Origin of the sequence: Streptomyces sp. NPDC049879 (assembly GCF_044461265.1) — a bacterium.
In the GTDB taxonomy this organism is placed as follows: domain Bacteria; phylum Actinomycetota; class Actinomycetes; order Streptomycetales; family Streptomycetaceae; genus Streptomyces.
In genome coordinates this window covers 238,541-255,888 of the sequence record NZ_JBITKT010000002.1, presented here as the reverse complement: position 1 = coordinate 255,888, position 17,348 = coordinate 238,541, and the positions used below count along the sequence as shown (strand labels likewise).

Sequence of the window (17,348 nt, the reverse complement as noted above, 5' to 3'; positions counted from 1 at the left end):
TGCGGGGAGCAGGGTCAGGCCGAGGGACGTTTCCCCGGGGAAACGGGAACACCCCCGCGTGTGCGGGGAGCAGATCCACTGGGCCGCGTCCGTGATCGGCGCCCTGGGAACACCCCCGCGTGTGCGGGGAGCAGCGGTGCGCGCGGCTTTCAGTGCGCTGGCCTTCGGGAACACCCCCGCGTGTGCGGGGAGCAGACGGCGTGACCGAGCCGACGACGGCTGAGGCCGGGAACACCCCCGCGTGTGCGGGGAGCAGCTGCCGCTCCATCTCGGGTACGGCTACGCGGCGGGAACACCCCCGCGTGTGCGGGGAGCAGGGAAGCCGACCGGCAGTCCTTCGGCTTCTCTCGGGAACACCCCCGCGTGTGCGGGGAGCAGGCCGGGAGCGTCGCGACAGGCGACAACCCCGGGGGAACACCCCCGCGTGTGCGGGGAGCAGAGTGCTTGACCTGCGGGTTTATGGGTGGGGAGGGTGGATTTTACTCAGCTTTACCAAAGCCGCTGCTCCAAGTGCAGAGGAAGGTCGGTGCCGCTTCAGGGGTGGGTGGCTTTGAGGGTAGTCCTGTGGCTCACCCGATGAGGTGTGTGTGGCGGGCGGTGGTGAGGTTCGCGTGTTCGGCTTGGTGAGTGGCGTGTGGTGCTCGTCAGGGAGGCAGTGATGGCGCAGGACGGGCGTGTGGCCGTGGTCACCGGTGCGGCGCGTGGTGTGGGGGCCGCTGTGGCGCGTCGGCTCGCCGCGCGTGGGGTGCGTGTCGCGCTGCTGGGGCGCGAGATGGAGCGGTTGCGCCGCGTGGCGGCCACCCTGCCCACGGAGACGTACTGCTTCGAGGTGGACGTCACCGACGAGGCCACCCTGCTCAGCACCGCACGCGGCGTACGGGAGCGGCTCGGGCCCGCGTCGGTCGTCGTGGCGAACGCCGGGATCGCGACGGCGGGCGCGTTCGCCGTCACCCCGTCCGCCCTGTTCGGGCGGGTCATCGACGTCAACCTGATCGGCAGCACGAACACCGCCCGCGCGTTCCTGCCCCAGCTCATGGAGACGCGCGGCTACTACCTCCAGATCGCCTCCACCGCGTCCTTCGGGTCCGCGCCGCTGATGAGCGCGTACTGCGCCTCCAAGGCGGCGGTCGAGTTCTTCGCCCAGGCGCTGCGCACCGAGGTGCGCCCCACCGGAGTCGGTGTGGGCATCGCCTACCTGCACTGGACCGACACCGCCATGCTCGACACCCTCGACGAACACCCCGTGCTGCGCGCCCTGCGCTCCCACCAGCCCGCCATCGCCCGCCGCGTCCACAGCGCCGACCAGGTCGCGTCCTGGCTGGCGCGCGGCATCCGCCAGCGCGCCGTCAGCGTCTACGCGCCGCCCTGGCTGCGGTTCCTCCAGCCCCTGCGTCCGGTGTTCCCCTTTCTCGTCGCCCGCGTCGCGCGCGGCGCCCTCACCGGCCTGCTCGACGACGAACTGCGTCGCGGCGCGACCGTCCTGGGAGCGGGCGGCCGCGCCGACTGGGACGCCGGGCCGCCGGAACCTCCCCGGCCCTGACCCCCTGCTACGGTTCGCCCAGGGGGAGGGTGAACGATGGGATTCACGCTTGACGGGCCCGTGCTGGAGGGCTCGCGCGTACGCCTGGAGCCGCTGAGCCACCGCCACGCGGCGGACCTCGCCCTCGCCGCCGACGCGGACCGCGGTTCCTACGGCTTCACCTGGGTACCGCGCACCGGCGAGGTCGAGGGCTACATCGACGCCCAACTGGCCCGCGCCGCAAGCGGGAAGCTGGCGCCGTACGCCCAGGTGGACCGCGCCTCGGGCCGTGCGGTCGGGGCCACGGCCTACTGGGAGCCGCGGATGTGGCTGGACGAGGACCGCCTCAGCGCGATCGAGGTCGGCTTCACCTGGCTCGCCGCCTCCGCCCAGGGCACCGGGCTGAACACCGAGGCCAAGTACCTGCTCTTCCGGCACGCGTTCGAGAACTGGGGCGTCGCGCGCGTCGATCTGAAGACGGACGCGCGCAACACCCGTTCCCGCGCCGCGATCGAGAACGTGGGCGCGCGCTTCGAGGGCGTCCTGCGGAACTGGTCGCGCTCCTGGGCGCCCGGCGAGGACGGCCTGCTCCGCGACTCCGCCGTCTTCTCGATCACCGCCGACGAGTGGCCGGACCGCCGGGCGCGGCTGGAGGAACGCCTCGCCAGGCGGTGACCGCCCGGCTTACGGTGGGCGGGTGGATCCGTATCGGTTACCTGAGACGCACGTGTGGGCCGGCCAGGTGCTCGACTGGCAGCGCGCCGGGGTGCGGGACGCGGTGCGGTCGTGGCGGCTGAAGTGCTGGCGGGCGGCTGCGTATCTCGTCGGCGGCGTCGGCGCGTTGCTCCTGTTCAACAGGCCGTTCGTCTGGACGCCCGCCATGACCGCCGGCGCGTGCGTGACGGCGGGCGTCGGCCTGCTGTGGGTGGTCTGGGTCGGGTGGCTCACCGGGGCATCGAGCCAGGCCGCGATCGTCGGCGTGAACGTGCTCGCCTTCGCCGGTCACGTCGGCGTCGTGGTCTGGGGCTGGATCGCCTACGGGCCCGCCACCGCCGTGCCGTGGCTGTTCGCGGAGACGGGCGCCCTCGGCCTCGTCGGCGGCGCGGTGCTGTACGCGTACCTGCTGGCGGGCCCCCGTCGTTGAACCACGCGGGAACGCGTGGAACGGGGAACGCCGCGACGACCGACAGCTACGCCGACGTCAGCCGCCTGGACGGACGTCGGGTGTACGACGCGCTGGGCGGAGAAGCGCGCGGGGAGTTCGCGGAGGAGTTCGGTTTCGCGCTCGCGGGCGTGCGCCGGACGTACGAGGTGGAGCCGCTGGCCGAGGTGGTGCGCGCCTGGTGGGTGCGGGCCGGTGGTGACCGGGACGTGCCGGAGGCCGACCGCCGCCGGTCGCTGCTGGACGCCACGATCACCCGGCGTCCCCGACGCGAGCAGCCGGAACCCGTGCGATGGGTGGACCGTACGGGCCCGGCCGTCCACGCCGCGCTCCCGGCGGCGGACCGCGCGCGGTTCGCGCTGGACTTCGACGGCGCCCTCGACATCGCGGCGGAGACCCGTGACCACCGGCCCGCCCTCCTCGTCGTCCACGACTGGTGGGGCGCCGCCTTCCAGCACGCCAACCCTGAGCAGATGGCGGCGGTGGCCGAGACGGTGTGGCGCATCCGGGCCGGTGACGGGCTCAGGCGCTGAACGCGTCCGTCACCGCCGTGTGGTGGCGTGTCCACCACACCACCAGGGCTGCCGCCGCCGGGAATTGGGGGTCCGCGCGGTGGTCGTGGCGTTCGTAGTGCCAGCGCAGCATCCAGAAGTCGTTGAGCCGCTCCCACCACACGCGGTGCGCGGCGGCGGCCAGTTCGGTGGTGGAGGCGCCGGTCGCGGCGCGGTAGGCGCGGGCGTACGCGTGGACCTTCGGGAGGTCGAGTCCGCCGTCCGGGCGGACGAAGAAGATGGCGGCGGCCCGTACGACCTCCTCGGCGCGCGGCTGGACGTCGAGGCGGTCCCAGTCCACGATCGCCACCGGTTCGACCGGGCCCTCGGCGCGGTACAGCAGGTTCAGCGGGTGGAAGTCCCCGTGCACCCACCCCTCGGCCGGGACCTCGGCCGCCCCCGGGCGGCGGTGCGCGTGGGCGCGGAGCAGGACGCGGCGTTCCAGCAGCCGGTGTTCGGCCAGTTCGTCGAAGCCGGTACGGCGCGGGCGGGCGCGGAGCCGGGCGAGCAGGCCGTCGATGACCAGCTCGGTGTCCTCGGGTAACGCCGCGGTGGCGCGGGGCACGTTGAGATCAGGGGGCGCGTACGGCGGCGGCGTACGCCTTATGACCTGGTCGAGCGCCCCGTGCACGCGCCCCAGGAGCGCGCCCAGGCGGCGGCTCTGCGCGCGGTCGAGCTGCCCGCCGTCCCGGTGCCTGCCCTCGACCCACGGGTGCAGCGCGTAGCAGCGGTCGCGGTGCACGACGACGGTCTGCCCGTCCCGGTCGGCGACCGGCGGCGCCACCGGCAGGCCGAGGGCGGCGAGGGCCGCGGTGGCGCGGTGCTGCCGGACGAGGGGCGCGGTGTTCGCCGGGTCGCCGTCGAGGTGGTGCTTGAGGAAGTAGCGGCCCGTCGTCGTCGCCAGCCGGTAGCCGCGGTTGAGCAGCCCGGCCGTCAGCGGACGGCAGTCCAGCGCGGTCCCGGCCTCGTAGCGGCGCAGCAGCTCGGCGAGGGTGTGCTCGGGGAGCGGCGTCACGGGGTCAGGTGCCGCCCGCGCCGCTGCTGACGGTCTCGCCGGTGCCCGGATCGGTGTCCCCGCCCTCGGCACCGCCCGCGTCGCCCGGCGGTTCTTCCCCGGTGTCGGTCGGGGTGGGCGGCGCCGGGTCCGTCGGCTCGTCGGTCGGGGTCGGCGGCTCGGGGTCCGTCGGCTCGTCGGTCGGCGGGGTGGTGGTGGGCTCGCCGGACGGTTCCTCGGAGGGCTCCGTCTCCTCCCCGGTCGGGGTGTCGTCGTCCCAGCTCGGGTCGGACCAGTCGTCGGAGGGCTCGTAGCCGCCGTCCTGCTCCTGGTCGTCCTCGTCCTCGTCGTCCGAGGGCGTACGGTCCGTGGGCTGCTCGTCGTCCGTACGGGTCGCGCTCGGCGGGTTCGACTCGGACGGGGTGTCGCCCCCGTCGCCGCCGCCGCCGAACTGGCTGGCGATCAGCACCCCCGTGCCGATCGCGACGACCGCCAGTATCGCGACGATCAGCAGCCGCGCCCGGCTGCCGCGCCTCTCGCCGCCGCCCGTGTCAGGACCGTCCGGGCCGCCGAGCAGCAGCGGTACGCCGCCCGGCGGGGTCCCGGCGACGCCGGTGGCGCGCGTGGCCGCCGTGGGGGTGCCGAGCGGCGGGGTGGAGCCGCCGGTGACCGAGCCGGTGTTCCACAGCCCGGCCGTGTGGCCGCCGTGCTCCTCCAGCATGCGGCGGGCGTACACGACCATGCCGCGGAACTCCTCCGCGGTCTGGTAGCGGTCCTCCGGGTCCTTGGTGAGCGCGCGCATCACCAGGCCGTCCAGCTCCGGCGGGCAGGCCGGCGCGATCTCGGACGGCAGCCGCGGCGTGTCCTGGACGTGCTGGTAGACGACGGACAGCGGCGTCTCGCCGACGAACGGCGGCCGGTTCGCCAGCAGCTCGTACAGCAGGCAGCCGACCGCGTACAGGTCGGAGCGCGTGTCCACGGTCTTGCCGAGCGCCTGCTCGGGCGAGAGGTACTGCGGCGTGCCCATGACCATGCCGGTCTGCGTCATCGTCTGCGCCGCGCCGTGCAGCGCCCGCGCGATGCCGAAGTCCATCACCTTGACCGTGCCGGTGTCGGTGATGATGACGTTCGCCGGCTTGATGTCGCGGTGCACGATGCCGTGCTGGTGGCTGTAGGCGAGCGCCTCCAGCACCCCGGCGGCGATGGTCAGCGCCTGCTCGGGCGGCGGCGGGGTCGCGCCCATCAGCAGCTCGCGGATCGTCCGGCCGCTTACCAGCTCCATCACGATGTACGACGTGACGCGCCCGCCCGACGTCTCCTCGCCCGAGTCGTAGACGGCGACGACCGCGTGGTGGTTCAGCCCGGCGACCGACTGGGCCTCGCGCGTGAAGCGCGCCTTGGAGACGGGGTCCTCGGCGAGGTCGGAACGCAGCAGTTTCACGGCGACCGTACGGCCGAGGCGCACGTCCTCGGCGGCGAAGACCTCCGCCATCCCGCCGCGGCCGAGGCGGTGGGTCAGCCGGTACCTGCCGTCGCCGACATACCCGTGATTCCCCCACATCTCCGGCGCGTCGGGACCCGCGTCACCGGCCGCCCCGGGCTCGTCGTCGCCGGAGCCCGCAGCGCCTTGGTCCTGTGCCATCAGTCCTCGCCGTGTTCACTGGGTCGCCGGGCCATCAAACCCGTTCCGGGGCCGCGCTGACAAGTTGAGACTTGACGTCACCGAGCCCTCGGGCAGACTTGCTCCCGAAAACAGCTCCGAACCACGCGCGCCGACCGGCCCCACCGGTCACCGGCCACGCGTGCCGACTGGGGGGACAGTCGCATGAGTGACCACGCGACCGTGGGCGGTGGCCGGTACCAGCTGCGCGAGCTGCTGGGCCGCGGCGGCATGGCGGCGGTGTACCTCGCGTGGGACACGGTCCTGGAACGCCGGGTCGCCGTCAAGACCATGCGGAACGAGGTGAGCGGCGAGGAGGCGTTCCGCGAGCGCTTCCGCTTCGAGGCGCAGGCCGTCGCCAAGCTGAGCCACCCGAACATCGTGTCCGTCTTCGACACCGGCGAGGAGCGGACGCCGGACGGCGCGGTGCCGTACATCGTCATGGAGTACGTCGAGGGCGAGCCGCTGCGCGACGCGCTGGAGGCGGACGCGGCGAGGTACGGGGCGATGCCGGCCGACAAGGCGCTGCGGATCACGGCCGGGGTGCTGGCGGCGCTCGACGCGAGCCACGAGACGGGCCTCGTCCACCGCGACATCAAGCCGGGGAACGTGATGCTCACCCCCCGCGGCGTCGTGAAGGTGATGGACTTCGGCATCGCGCGCGCCACGCAGTCCGGCGTCAGGGCGATGACGCAGACGGGCATGGTCGTCGGCACGCCGCAGTACCTGTCGCCCGAGCAGGCGCTCGGCCGGGCGGTGGACGCGCGGTCCGACCTGTACGCGGTGGGCGTGATGCTGTTCGAGCTGATCACGGGCCGGGTGCCGTTCGACGCCGACTCGGGGCTCGCCGTGGCGTACGCGCACGTGACGGAGGCGCCGCCCGCCGCGTCGGAGCTGAACCGGGCCGTGACGCCCGAGCTGGACGCCCTGATAGCGCGCGCCCTGCGCAAGAACCCGGACGAGCGCTTCCGGTCGGCGGGCGAGATGCTGGCCGCGTGCCGCCGCGTCGCGGAGGGGCTGACGGGGGCGCCGCCGTCGATCGACCCGGAGGCGGCGCGGCGCCCGCAGAGCGGTTCGGGGGTGTCGCAGGCGGTCTTCCCCGGATTCGGCAGCCCGGAGTACGGCAGTCCGGAGTACGGCGGCCGCGAGTTCGGGGTGGCCGACTTCGGCCGGGTCGGGCCCGGCGGCTCCGAGCCGCGCACGCCGTCCCCCACCCATTCCGCGCGGCCGGGCCCGGCCACGCCCTCCCCGTACGCCCCGGCCCCCGGCGGCGGCTACGGCTACCCCGGCGGCCCGGTCGACACCCCGCCCGCCGCGTACGGCCCCGCCCAGCACGTGCCCCCCGCGTCCGCCCCCGCCCCGGAGCACGGCCGCGCGTCGGCGCCCTGGCAGCTGGTGGTGGCGTCGGTGGTGGCGATCGCGCTGGTCGCGTCGCTGGCGATCGTGGTCGTCGTGCTGAGCCGGGGGAGCGGCGACCCGGAGGCGGGCGGCGGCACGGGGACGCCGACCGGCGAGAGCGTGGGCGGCGGTGGCGAGCCGGCGAACGACGAGCCGCGCTACAAGACGGGCGACCCGGAACGGACCATCGAGCCGTCCCGCTGCGTCAGCGCGTCCGACTACTACGACCAGACGGAACACCCGGGCGCCGTCACCATGCCGGACTTCTACGACGTCCACATCGACTCCGTGAAGGAGTGCATGCGCGCCGCGGGCTGGAGCTACGACGACAACCTGCGCTACCGCGACGAGGTGCTCAAGGGCGACGGCATGGTGCTGGAGCAGTCGCCCGCGGTCGGGGAGCCCTACAACCCCGAGGAGGACGGCCCGATCGTCCTGACCGTCTCGACGGGCAGGGAACCCACCTCGTAACGGGCCGCCGCCGCGCGCCCGTTCAGTACGCGACGGGGAATGCGGCGAGGATGTGCCCGGCCAGCTCCGTGTCGCCCTCGATCTTCAGCTTGTCCGCGACCCGCCGCGGCCGCACCCGCCCGCTCGCCACCCGCGACCACGTCTCCCAGTCCGACGTGAACGTGACCACAGGACCCAGCGACGGGCTGCCGTCCACGCTGCCCTGCCCGTTCTCGTCCACGCGCACCGTGCGCAGGAACTCCACCGGCCCGCTGATGTCGAAGACCACCGCCGACTTCTTCGGCGCGCCCGCGTCCTCCGCGACCGTCTTCGGCAGCCGCTGGATCAGCACGTCACGCGCCACCAGCGCGGCAGGCGACGCCAGATCGCCCGGCTGCCCCAGCGCGCGCCGCAGGTCCTGCTCGTGCGTCCAGACGCTGAAGACGCGCTGCGCCATGAACGCCGTCAGCGGCAGCTTGCCGTGCAGGGGGTGGGTGACGAGGTCGTCGGGGCCGCGCCGCTCGTTCCGCATCTGCCGCATGCGGCGGATGATCGTGTACTCCAGCTCGCCGGTCATCTCGGGCCCGGTGTGGTGCCGCCGCACATCGACCTGGACCTCCAGGTAGCGCGTCGTCTCGTCCACCACGTGGTAGAGGTCGCGCGGCAGCGAGTGGATGGGCCGGGGGTCGCCGAGGGCCTCGCACTCGTCGCCGATCACATGCGAGACGACGTCGCGCACCGACCAGCCGGTGCGCTCCGTGGGCCTGTTCCACTCGCCTTCGACGAGGGAGGACACCAGCTCCGATATCGCCTCGATCGACTGTGTCCACGCAGCGATGTACGGCTGGAGGCTCGGGTGCTCGGTCACTTGACCCCTCGTGGCGGTTTCGGCGCTGGCTGGATTGGGTGTTCACACGGTACGCCGCGCTGCCGCGGCCGGTGAATGGCTTACCGGGTACGAATCCTAGGCGGCCCGTACGCCTGCGAGCCACCGGCCGGACGGGCCCGGCCGGTGGCGTCGCGCCCGTTCTCCCAGGGGTGTTACGGGGGCGTTTCCCCGGCGGTGCCAGGTCACTCGGCGGGGCGCAGGAAGGCCGCCATCGCGTTGGCCAGGAGGTACGGGTCGACGGCCGCGCACAGTTCGCGCGCCGAGTGCATCGACAGGATGGGCGCGCCGACGTCCACCGTCGCGATGCCGTGCCGCGCCGACGTGATGGGGCCGATCGTCGTGCCGCAGGGAATGTCGTTGCGCGAGACGAACGGCTGCCACGGGACGTCCGCCTGCTCGCACGCGGCGGTGAACACGGCGCGGCCCACGCCGTCCGTGGCGTACCGCTGGTTCACGTTGACCTTCAGCAGCGGGCCGCCCCCGGCGACCGGGCGGTGGTCCGGGTCGTGCCGCTCCCCGTAGTTGGGGTGCACGGCGTGACCGGTGTCGGAGGACAGGCAGAACGATCCGGCGACCGCGCGCGCCCGGTCCTCCGGGGTGCCGCCCCGCGCGTACACGTCGCGTTCCAGCGCGACGCGCAGCAGCGGGCCGCCCGCGCCGGTGTCGGACTCGCTGCCGTTCTCCTCGTGGTCGAACGCGGCGACGACCGGGATGTGGCGCGGCGTCCCGCCCCGGCGCGCGGTGTCGGCCAGCGCGGCGGTCGCGGCGTGCACCGACAGGAGGTTGTCGAGGCGCGGGGCGGCGAGGAGTTCGCGGTCCTTGCCGAGGTACGCGGGCGGCTCGACGCTGTGCGCCATCAGGTCCCAGCCGGCGATCTCGCCGGCCGAACCGAGCCCGGCCTCCTCGGCGAGGAAGTCGAGCAGCTCGTGCTCGCGCGGGGCGCCGAGTCCCCAGACGGGCATGGTGTGTTCCTGGCGGTTGAGCGTCAGCCCGTCGTTGACCGAGCGGTCGAGGTGGATCGCGAGCTGCGGCACGCGCAGCAGCGGCCGGTCCACGTGGACGAGCGCCGTCCCGCCGCCGCGCAGGGCGAGGCGGCCCGAGACGCCGAGGTCGCGGTCGAGCCAGCTGTTGAGCAGCGGCCCGCCGTACAGCTCGACGGCGAGCTGCTTCCAGCCGTGCCGGCCGGTCTCGGGGGTGGGCTTGAGGCGCAGGTTCGGCGAGTCGGTGTGGGCGCCGACGACGCGGAACGGGGTGGCGGGCCCGGCGCCCTCCGGCACGTACCAGGCGATCAGCGCACCGCCGCGCACCACGTACCGGCCGCCGGGCCCGCCGTCCCACGCGTCGGTCTCCGCGAGGCGCGTGAACCCGGCGTCCGCCAGGCGCGCGGCGGCGTTGGCCACGGCGTGGTAGGGGGACGGCGACTGCGCGAGGAAGGCCATCAGGTCGTCGGTGTGGCGGCGGTCGAAGGGTGCGGTCATGGCGACAGCATACGAATCCGGCCAGGGGCGGGTCGCTCTTTGGGCCCTCAAGTCCCGATATCGTGCGCGGAGTCGGCCGGTGTCCGCAGCGCCAACAGCGCCAGGTCGTCGTGCCCGTCGCTCGGCCGCAGGTCGGCGAGGGTGCGGCACAGGACGTCCAGCGGCCTGCCGATGTGCTCGGTCGCGTGGCCCGCGAACTCGGCGAGGCCGGATTCGATCGAACGCGTACGGTCCTCCACCAGCCCGTCCGTGAACAGCAGCAGCGTCGCGCCGGGCGGCAGCTCCACCGTGTGCTCGGGGCGCGGCACATCGGGGTCCACGCCGAGCGGCAGCCCAGGCTCGCCGTCCAGGTACGTGTGCGTGCCGTCCGCCGCGACCAGCAGCGGCGGCGGGTGCCCGGCCGACGTCCACGTGAGCCGCCAGCGCCCGCCGCCCGCCGGTGCGACGCGGGCCAGGCAGGCGGTGGTGATCGGCTGGTCGGTGATCGCGCCCAGCGTGCGGTCCAGTTCGGCGAGCACGGCGGCGGGCGACCCGTGCCGCACGTACAGCAGCGCCCGCAGCATGTGCCGGATCTGCGCCATCGCGGCGGCGGCCGCCAGGTCGTGCCCCACGACGTCGCCGATGACGACGCCGAGCGACCCGTCGGGCAGCCGCAGCGCGTCGTACCAGTCGCCGCCGACCTGCCCGGCGCGCAGGCCGCGTTCGGTGGAGGTGCGGTAGACCGCCGCCGCCTCGAAGGGCGCCAGGTCGGGGATGCGCGGCAGCAGCATGCGCTGGAAGTTCTCGGCGCTGTCCCGCACCTGCGCGAACAGCCGCGCGTTCTCCACCGCCACGCCCGCCGCCGACGCCAGCGCGACGACGACCGCCTCGTCCTCCTTGTCGAACGGCCGCCCGTCGTGCCGCTCGCTCAGGTAGAGGTTGCCGTACACCCGGCCGCGCACGCCGATCGCGACGCCCAGCATCGTCCGCATCGCCGGATGGCCCGGCGGGAAGCCGACCGAGTCGGGGTGGTCCTGGATGCAGCGGACACGTACCGGCTCGGGGCGTTCGATCAGCAGGCCGAGCAGCCCGCGGCCGCGCGGGAACGGCACGCCCGCCAGCCGTTCCGACTCCGCCGTGCTCAGCCCGACCGGGATGAACTCCGACAGGCCCTCGCCGCTCTCGTCCAGCACGCCGAGCGCCCCGTAGCGCGCCCCGACCAGCTCCATCGCCGTCGCGACGATGCGCCGCAGCACGGCGGGCAGGTCCAGCTCGCCGCTGATGCCGGTCATGGCGTCGAGGAGGGCGCGCATCCGCTCGTTGGCCTGGGAGAGGCGGCTGACGTGCTCGGCCGTCAGCGTCAGCTCGGGGCCCGTGCGCCCGTCGGGCGGCTGCGGCTGTTCCTCCACGGCTCCCACGCGTCCGTCCTCCGTTCGCCGCGCGCCCGTGCGGCGGCCAGGCGACCAGACCTACCAGACGGGCGCGCGCCCGGCCCGCTGCCGCGGCGGCCCGCCGTGTCGCGTGCCCGTGCGCGTGCCCGCGGAAGCCCTCGCGCGTTGGACCCTACGCCGGCCGGGCGACGCGCCGCGCGGCGGGCCAGGCCGTCTCGCGCGCGTACCAGCAGGAGGTGGGGAGCCATGCCGACGCGCGGCGCCCGTCCGGCGCTCGTCCTCGTATCCGTGGCCCTGGCGCAGTTCACGGCCACGCTCGACATGACCGTCGTGAACGTCGCGCTGCCCGCCATGGACGCGGGCCTCGGCCTCGGCCGCTCGCTGTCGTGGGTGGTGAACGGGTACGCGCTCGCGTTCGGCGGGCTGCTGCTGCTCGGGGGGCGGGCCGCCGACCTGTTCGGCCGCAGGCGGCTGCTGCTGGCGGGCACCGCGCTGTTCGCGCTCGCCTCGCTGGGCGGCGGACTGGCGCGCGAGCCCTGGCAGTTGATCGCGGCGCGCGCCGTCCAGGGGGCGGGGGCCGCGGCGTTCGTCCCGGCCGCGCTGGCGCTGCTGACCGTCACGTTCGCGGCGGGACCGGCGCGGCACCGCGCGCTCGGCGTCTACTCGGCCGTCTCGGCGGTGGGCGGCAGCGCGGGCGTCCTCGCCGGCGGGCTGCTCGCCGAGTACGCGGGCTGGCGGGCCGTCATGCTCGTCAACCTGCCGCTGGCGCTGACCGTCGTCGGCACCGCGCTGGCCGGGGCGCCCGCCGACCGCGGGCACCGGGCGCGGCTCGACGTGCCGGGCGCCGTCCTCGCCACGGCGGGGGCCGGGCTGCTGATCCTCGGCGTCGTGCGGACCGGCGGCACCGGCTGGACCGAACCGGGCACGCTCGCGACGCTGGGCGTGGCGGCCGTGGCGCTGGCGGCGTTCGCGGTGTGGGAGGGGCGGGCGGCGCAGCCGCTGGTGCGTCCCGGGCTGCTGGCGCGGCGGGCGGTGGCGGGCGCGAACCTCTTCATGCTGCTGCTGAGCGCCGGGCAGTTCGCGGCGTTCTACTTCGTCTCCCTCTACCTGCAGGACGTTCTGCGCCTCGGCCCGGCGGAGGCGGGGCTGGCGTTCCTGCCGATGTGCGCGGTGGTCTACGCGGGCATCCGCGCTTCGACGCGGCTGCTGCCGGCGGTGGGCGTACGGGCGCTGCTGGTGCCGAGCGGGCTGCTGTCGGCGGCGGGGTTCGGCTGGCTGGCGCTCCTCGGCGCGCCGGGGAGCTTCGCGGGGGACGTGCTCGGGCCGTCGCTGCTGCTGGGCGCCGGGCTCGGCATCGGCTTCGTCCCCCTGACCGCCGCCGCGACCGGCGGCCTGCCGCCCCACGAGGCGGGCACGGCGTCGGCGGTCCTCAGCAGCTCACGCCAACTCGGCGGCGCACTGGGCCTGGCCGCCCTCACCAGCATCCAGACCGCGCACACGACCACCCTCCTCGGCCAGGGCGACCCCCCGCTGTCCGCCGCGACATCCGGCTACGCACTGGGCCTGGCACTGGCAGGCGCACTGACCCTGCTGACCCTGCTCACCACCCCTCTCCTCCCCACCCGCACCAAGACCACCCGCACCCCCACCGCCGGACCCCGCGTCGAGGAACCGACGTGACCCTCGTGCGGCACGGTCTCGCGACGGTGTGCGGATCAGCGCGGTCCATGGAAGGCCTGGCATAGGGGGCAGGAGGTCCGGAAGTCCCGTGATCAGGGCGACGGTGGCGACGACAGCGGTCCGGCGGCACGGTCGGCTGTGAGGACGGCGGTCGGGGGCGGTCCGAACGGCTGGGGCCGCGGAGGGAGCGCAGGGCTCACCACGTCACGTCGTCCGCCGCCCGCAGTTCCTCCTCGGTCGGCGCGGAGACACCGTCGGGCAGCGGGGCCGGGAGGTCCCCGTAGTGGCGGCGGACCTCCTCGGCGGCGCTTCTCTCCGCGGCCTCACGCACCAGCAGGCGCAGTCCTGCACGGAGGGCCTCGGACGGCGAGGCGAGGTCCAGCGTCCGCATCACCTCGTGGAGCGCCTCCGCTTCGTCCGCCCGCAGCCGGACCCGCACCGGCTCCCCTCGCCGGTGGTCCCCGACCGACACGGCCGGTACGGCGACTGCCGCACCTCCGTCACCCGACGATCCCGGGGTGCCCTCCCCGCGCGGTCGAACGGGCGCGTCTCCTGCCGCATCGCGGCGGCGTGTGCCGGGCGGGCCCGTGTTCTCGACGATCTCGCCGAAGTCGAGTTCCCCGGACTTCACGGCGTCGACGAACTCCCGGCGCAGCGCCGCCTTCCGGCGCTCCTGCGCCCTGCGCCGGACCTTCTCCCAGCTGACCTCGCCCATACGCACCTCCCGTGTCCGGGACCGGCCACGCGCCCCCGGCGGCGTCCTCCGCCGAGGGCGAGTATCCGGCCCCGGAATCCCGGCGTGGTGCTTTTCGGCCGTTCCGTGTCACGCGCCCGCCGTGGTGCCGGGGGGTGTGCGCAATGCCGCGCGGGTGGCCAGGAGAGTCGTGGCCAGGGTCAGGGCGGTCGCGGCGGTGAGGACCGTGGCCAGGATCAGGGGGGAGCCGTGCGGGAAGGGCGTGCCGTTGATGCTGAGGCTTGCCGGGGCCAGGACGCACGCGGCCGTCAGGGCGCCCAGGGCGATGCCCGCCGCCGCCGTCAGGAGTGATTCGACGGCCATCATCCGCGTCACCTGGCGGCGGGTCGCGCCGACGAGGCGGTGCAGGGCCAGCTCGCGGCGGCGTTCGCCCGTGGCGAGGATCTGGGCGTTGACCAGGGAGATCGTCGCGTAGCCGACGACCATGGCGACGACCAGGAAGGCCATCGACGCCTGGGTCCTGTCCTGTTCGGCGCGCGCCGAGCCGAGTGCGTCGCGGTCGGCGACCCGCAGCCCCGGGTGGTCGGCGGCCAGGGCGGAGAGGGACGCGGCGAGGTCGCCGGTGTCCGTGCCGGGGGCGGCCGTGACGAGGATCTGCGGGACGAGCCCGGTGTCCGTGTGGGCGGCGAGCACGTCGGCGGGCAGCAGCGCCGTCTCGTAGCCGCGGCGGCTGTCCACCGTGGCGACCAGGACGGGCGTCACGCGCGTGCCGTCGCCGAGGCGCAGGGGCACGGTGTCGCCGATGCGGTGGCCCTCGGCGCGGGCCGTGGGCAGGGCGACGGTGTCGCCGCGCAGGTCGGCCAGGTCGCCCTTCACCGCGTGGAAGGCGGTGGTCTCCTCGACGGCCCCGGCCGTGACGCCGCGCAGTGCCACCTCGGTCGGCTGCGGACCGGTGTCCTCGCCGCCGTCCGACACGGTCATGGGCTCGTCGGGTTCGATCCAGCCGAGCGCGGAGACCTGCGCCGACGCCGCGCCGACGCCCGGCTGCTCCGCGACCGCCTCCACCGCGTCGAGCGGCAGCCCGCCCGCGCCCGCCGTGACCACCAGGTCGGCGCGCAGGCTCGCGTCGAACGCCTCCCGGGCGCCGTCGGCCTGCGTCGTGTGGAGGTAGACGAGCGACAGCGCGAGGCCGGTGGCGAGCATGACCGGCGTGACGGCCGCCGCCATCCGGGCCGCGCCCGCGCGGGCGTTCAGTGTCGCGAGCCGCCCGGCCAGGCCGCCCGCCGCGCGTACGGGCCGCCGCAGCGCGGCCACGACGGCGCGGGACAGCACGGGGGCCAGCAGCGCGAAGCCGGTCGTCCACAGCAGCGCCGCCGGGGTCGCCACGCTGTCGGCCTCGGGGCCCGGCATGCCCGCCGTGACGACGGCCAGCGCCGTGCCGCCGCCGAGGCAGGCGAGCGCGGTGAGCAGCCGCAGGACGCCGAAGCGTGCCTTGTCGGCGGTGACGCCCGCCAGGGCCTCCACGGGGCGCGTACGGCCCGCGGCGCGCGCGGCGGCGAAGGCGGCGCCGAGCGCCGTGAGCAGCGCGGCCCCGGCTCCGGCGATCAGCGGGACGGAACCGGAGCGGTACGCGATCGTGGCGGGCACCACCCCGTTGTCCGCGAAGGTGTCGAGCAGCCACGCGCCCACCCGGGGACCGGGCACGCACGCCAGGGCGGTGGCCAGTACGGCCAGGACGAACGTCTCGGCGACGACCATCCGCCGCACCTGGCGCGGCGTCGCGCCGACCGCCCGCAGCAGCGCCATGTCGCGGCGCCTGCGCCGCAGCGACAGGGAGACGGTGCCCGCGACCGCGAAGACCGTGACCAGCGCGGCGAGCCCGCCGAACGCCGCCGCGAGCGGGACGAGGTCCTCGCCCTCCGCGAGGACGGCCGGGTCCTCGGCGCGCCCGCGGTCGTCGCCGGTCAGGACGGTGGCGCCGCGGTCGGCGACGGCGGTGCGCAGCGCGTCGGCGACCTCGCCCGTGTCGGCGCCGGGGGCGGTGAACACGCCGAACGCGTCGGCCGTGCCCGGGTGCCCGGCGAGGCGCGCGGCCACCGCGTCGCCGACGTACAGCCCGTCCGCCGCGCCGGGGCCCTCGGCGATCCCCGAGACGGTGAACGTGTGCGCCGCGCCGCCCGCGACCAGCGTGACCCGGTCGCCGGGGGCGATCCCCGAACGGGCGGCGAGCGCGGCGCCGAGGACGACCGCGTCGTCCGTGGCGGGCTCGGTGCCCTCGGTCAGGCGCAGCGGCGCGAGGCGCGCGGCCGACCAGCCGTGGCCGGTCGCCTCGGCGCCCCCGTCCGCGCCGAGCGCGGCGGGGAAGGAGACGTCGGGCACGGCCGCGTCGACGCCCGGTACGGCCGCCAGCTCGTCGGCCAGCGCCGCGTCGAGGCGTGCCCGCTCGGGGAAGACGACGTCCTCGACCGTCCCCGCGTACCGCTGGTCGGCGGTGACGACGACGGGCGCGGCGGCCAGGCGCGCGGGCGGCGCGGCGAGCCGTATGCCCGTCTCCAGCAGGCCGCCCGAGCCGATCACGAGCGCGGCGCCCAGCAGCAGCGCGACGAACGACGCGGCGAAGCCGCCCTTGTGGAAGCGCAGGGTGCGCAGCGCGATGCCGATCACCGGGCCACCCCCGCACCGGCACGCGCGCCGAGGCCGGTCATCCGCTCGGCGACCCGTTCGGGCGTGGGCGCGTCGAGCGAGCCCGCGAGCCGCCCGTCGGCGAGGAAGACGACGCGGTCGGCGTGTGCGGCGGCCACCGGGTCGTGGGTGACCATGACGACGGTCTGCCCGTACTCGGTGACGGACTCGCGCAGCAGCGCCAGGACCTCGCCGGCCGTCGTGGTGTCCAGGGCGCCGGTCGGCTCGTCGCCGAAGAGGACCGCGGGCCTGGTGACGAGGGCCCGCGCGATCGCGACGCGCTGCTGCTGGCCGCCGGACAGCTCGCCGGGGCGGCTGCGCCGCCGGTCGCCGAGGCCGACGCGGTCGAGCACCTCGCGCACGGCCCGCCGGTCGGGGCGGCGGCCCGCGAGCCGCAGGGGCAGCGTGACATTGTCGGTGACGCTGAGGGCGGGCAACAGGTTGAACGCCTGGAAGACGAAGCCGATCCGCTCGCGCCGCAGCTCGGTCAGGGCGCGCTCGCGCAGGGGGCCGAGGTCCGTGCCGTCGAGGGTGACCGTGCCGGACGTCGGCCGGTCGAGCCCGGCGGCGCAGTGGAGGAACGTGCTCTTGCCGGAGCCGGACGGGCCCATGACGGCGGTGAAGCCGCCGCGCGGCAGGGACAGCGTCACGCCGTCGAGCGCGGCCACCGCGCGCTGCGCGTCGCCGTACACCTTCCGGACGTCGGTGAGGTGGACGGCGGCGTGTCCTTCAACCGTCTGACCTGGGGATTTCGTCATGCCCCCATGCTGTCTGCCGGGGCGGGGCGGCCGACAGCCCCGCACGGTTGAACCCGGGGTCCA

The 17,348-nt window shown here is 75.4% G+C and carries 14 protein-coding genes and 1 CRISPR repeat array (1 of these 15 cut by a window edge); of the genes, 6 read left to right on the top strand and 8 right to left on the bottom strand.

Features of this window, described 5'->3' with window-relative positions; translation table 11 throughout:
- Positions 1-439: a CRISPR direct-repeat array (repeat unit 29 nt; unit sequence GGGAACACCCCCGCGTGTGCGGGGAGCAG); it reaches 18 nt to the left of the window's first position.
- 219 nt (positions 440-658) lie between these two features.
- Genes ACIBPC_RS08030 through ACIBPC_RS08015 form a run of 4 tightly spaced genes read left to right on the top strand, consistent with a single transcriptional unit; the run spans position 659 to position 3,214 of the window.
- The gene (locus tag ACIBPC_RS08030) at positions 659-1,540 is read left to right on the top strand and encodes a short-chain dehydrogenase/reductase (RefSeq protein ID WP_398842063.1); all 882 of its coding nucleotides are present in this window, start codon (positions 659-661) and stop codon (positions 1,538-1,540) included.
- A gap of 36 nt (positions 1,541-1,576) precedes the next feature.
- A complete protein-coding gene (locus ACIBPC_RS08025; RefSeq protein ID WP_398842061.1) occupies positions 1,577-2,194 on the top strand; it encodes a GNAT family N-acetyltransferase in 618 nt (205 codons plus the stop codon).
- Between the two features lie 22 nt (positions 2,195-2,216).
- A complete protein-coding gene (locus ACIBPC_RS08020; protein WP_398842059.1) occupies positions 2,217-2,663 on the top strand; it encodes a hypothetical protein in 447 nt (148 codons plus the stop codon).
- Entirely contained in the window at positions 2,660-3,214 is a 555-nt protein-coding gene (locus tag ACIBPC_RS08015) for a DUF6247 family protein (protein WP_398842058.1), read from the top strand. The genes ACIBPC_RS08020 and ACIBPC_RS08015 overlap by 4 nt, the downstream gene beginning before the upstream one ends.
- Here the strand turns inward: ACIBPC_RS08015 and ACIBPC_RS08010 are convergent.
- Both ACIBPC_RS08010 and ACIBPC_RS08005 read right to left on the bottom strand, forming a co-directional pair.
- Positions 3,204-4,247 (bottom strand): phosphotransferase, encoded by a 1,044-nt coding sequence (locus ACIBPC_RS08010; protein ID WP_362957056.1) that lies wholly within the window; start codon positions 4,245-4,247, stop codon positions 3,204-3,206. The two genes, ACIBPC_RS08015 and ACIBPC_RS08010, sit on opposite strands and share 11 nt — an antisense overlap.
- A 4-nt stretch (positions 4,248-4,251) precedes the next feature.
- Positions 4,252-5,868: a protein kinase gene (locus tag ACIBPC_RS08005; protein ID WP_398842056.1), complete on the bottom strand. Its 1,617-nt coding sequence runs from the start codon at positions 5,866-5,868 to the stop codon at positions 4,252-4,254.
- Positions 5,869-6,051: 183 nt separating this feature from the next.
- Here ACIBPC_RS08005 and ACIBPC_RS08000 point away from each other — a divergent pair, with 183 nt between their 5' ends.
- Positions 6,052-7,755 (top strand): protein kinase, encoded by a 1,704-nt coding sequence (locus tag ACIBPC_RS08000; RefSeq protein ID WP_398842054.1) that lies wholly within the window; start codon positions 6,052-6,054, stop codon positions 7,753-7,755.
- Positions 7,756-7,777: 22 nt separating this feature from the next.
- On the opposite strand, the gene ACIBPC_RS07995 is transcribed toward ACIBPC_RS08000, so the two are convergent.
- The 3 genes from ACIBPC_RS07995 to ACIBPC_RS07985 form a co-directional block, all read right to left on the bottom strand.
- Positions 7,778-8,602, bottom strand: a complete 825-nt coding sequence (locus tag ACIBPC_RS07995) for a maleylpyruvate isomerase family mycothiol-dependent enzyme (protein ID WP_362957063.1) — start codon at positions 8,600-8,602, stop codon at positions 7,778-7,780.
- Positions 8,603-8,805: 203 nt separating this feature from the next.
- Entirely contained in the window at positions 8,806-10,101 is a 1,296-nt protein-coding gene (locus tag ACIBPC_RS07990; RefSeq protein ID WP_398842052.1) for a M18 family aminopeptidase, read from the bottom strand.
- 47 nt (positions 10,102-10,148) lie between these two features.
- A complete protein-coding gene (locus ACIBPC_RS07985) occupies positions 10,149-11,498 on the bottom strand; it encodes a PP2C family protein-serine/threonine phosphatase (RefSeq protein WP_398842051.1) in 1,350 nt (449 codons plus the stop codon).
- Between the two features lie 219 nt (positions 11,499-11,717).
- Here ACIBPC_RS07985 and ACIBPC_RS07980 point away from each other — a divergent pair, with 219 nt between their 5' ends.
- Positions 11,718-13,151, top strand: coding sequence for an MFS transporter (locus ACIBPC_RS07980; protein WP_398842050.1), 1,434 nt, complete (start codon positions 11,718-11,720; stop codon positions 13,149-13,151).
- Positions 13,152-13,347: 196 nt separating this feature from the next.
- Here ACIBPC_RS07980 and ACIBPC_RS07975 read toward each other — a convergent pair whose 3' ends face one another.
- The 3 genes from ACIBPC_RS07975 to ACIBPC_RS07965 all read right to left on the bottom strand — a co-directional run bounded on the left by ACIBPC_RS07975 (position 13,348) and on the right by ACIBPC_RS07965 (position 17,285).
- Positions 13,348-13,866 (bottom strand): hypothetical protein, encoded by a 519-nt coding sequence (locus ACIBPC_RS07975; protein ID WP_398842048.1) that lies wholly within the window; start codon positions 13,864-13,866, stop codon positions 13,348-13,350.
- Positions 13,867-13,974: 108 nt separating this feature from the next.
- Entirely contained in the window at positions 13,975-16,509 is a 2,535-nt protein-coding gene (locus tag ACIBPC_RS07970; RefSeq protein ID WP_398842047.1) for an FtsX-like permease family protein, read from the bottom strand.
- Positions 16,506-17,285, bottom strand: coding sequence for an ABC transporter ATP-binding protein (locus tag ACIBPC_RS07965; RefSeq protein WP_398842046.1), 780 nt, complete (start codon positions 17,283-17,285; stop codon positions 16,506-16,508). Before ACIBPC_RS07965 ends, ACIBPC_RS07970 begins: the two co-directional genes overlap by 4 nt.
- Positions 17,286-17,348 lie beyond the last annotated feature (63 nt).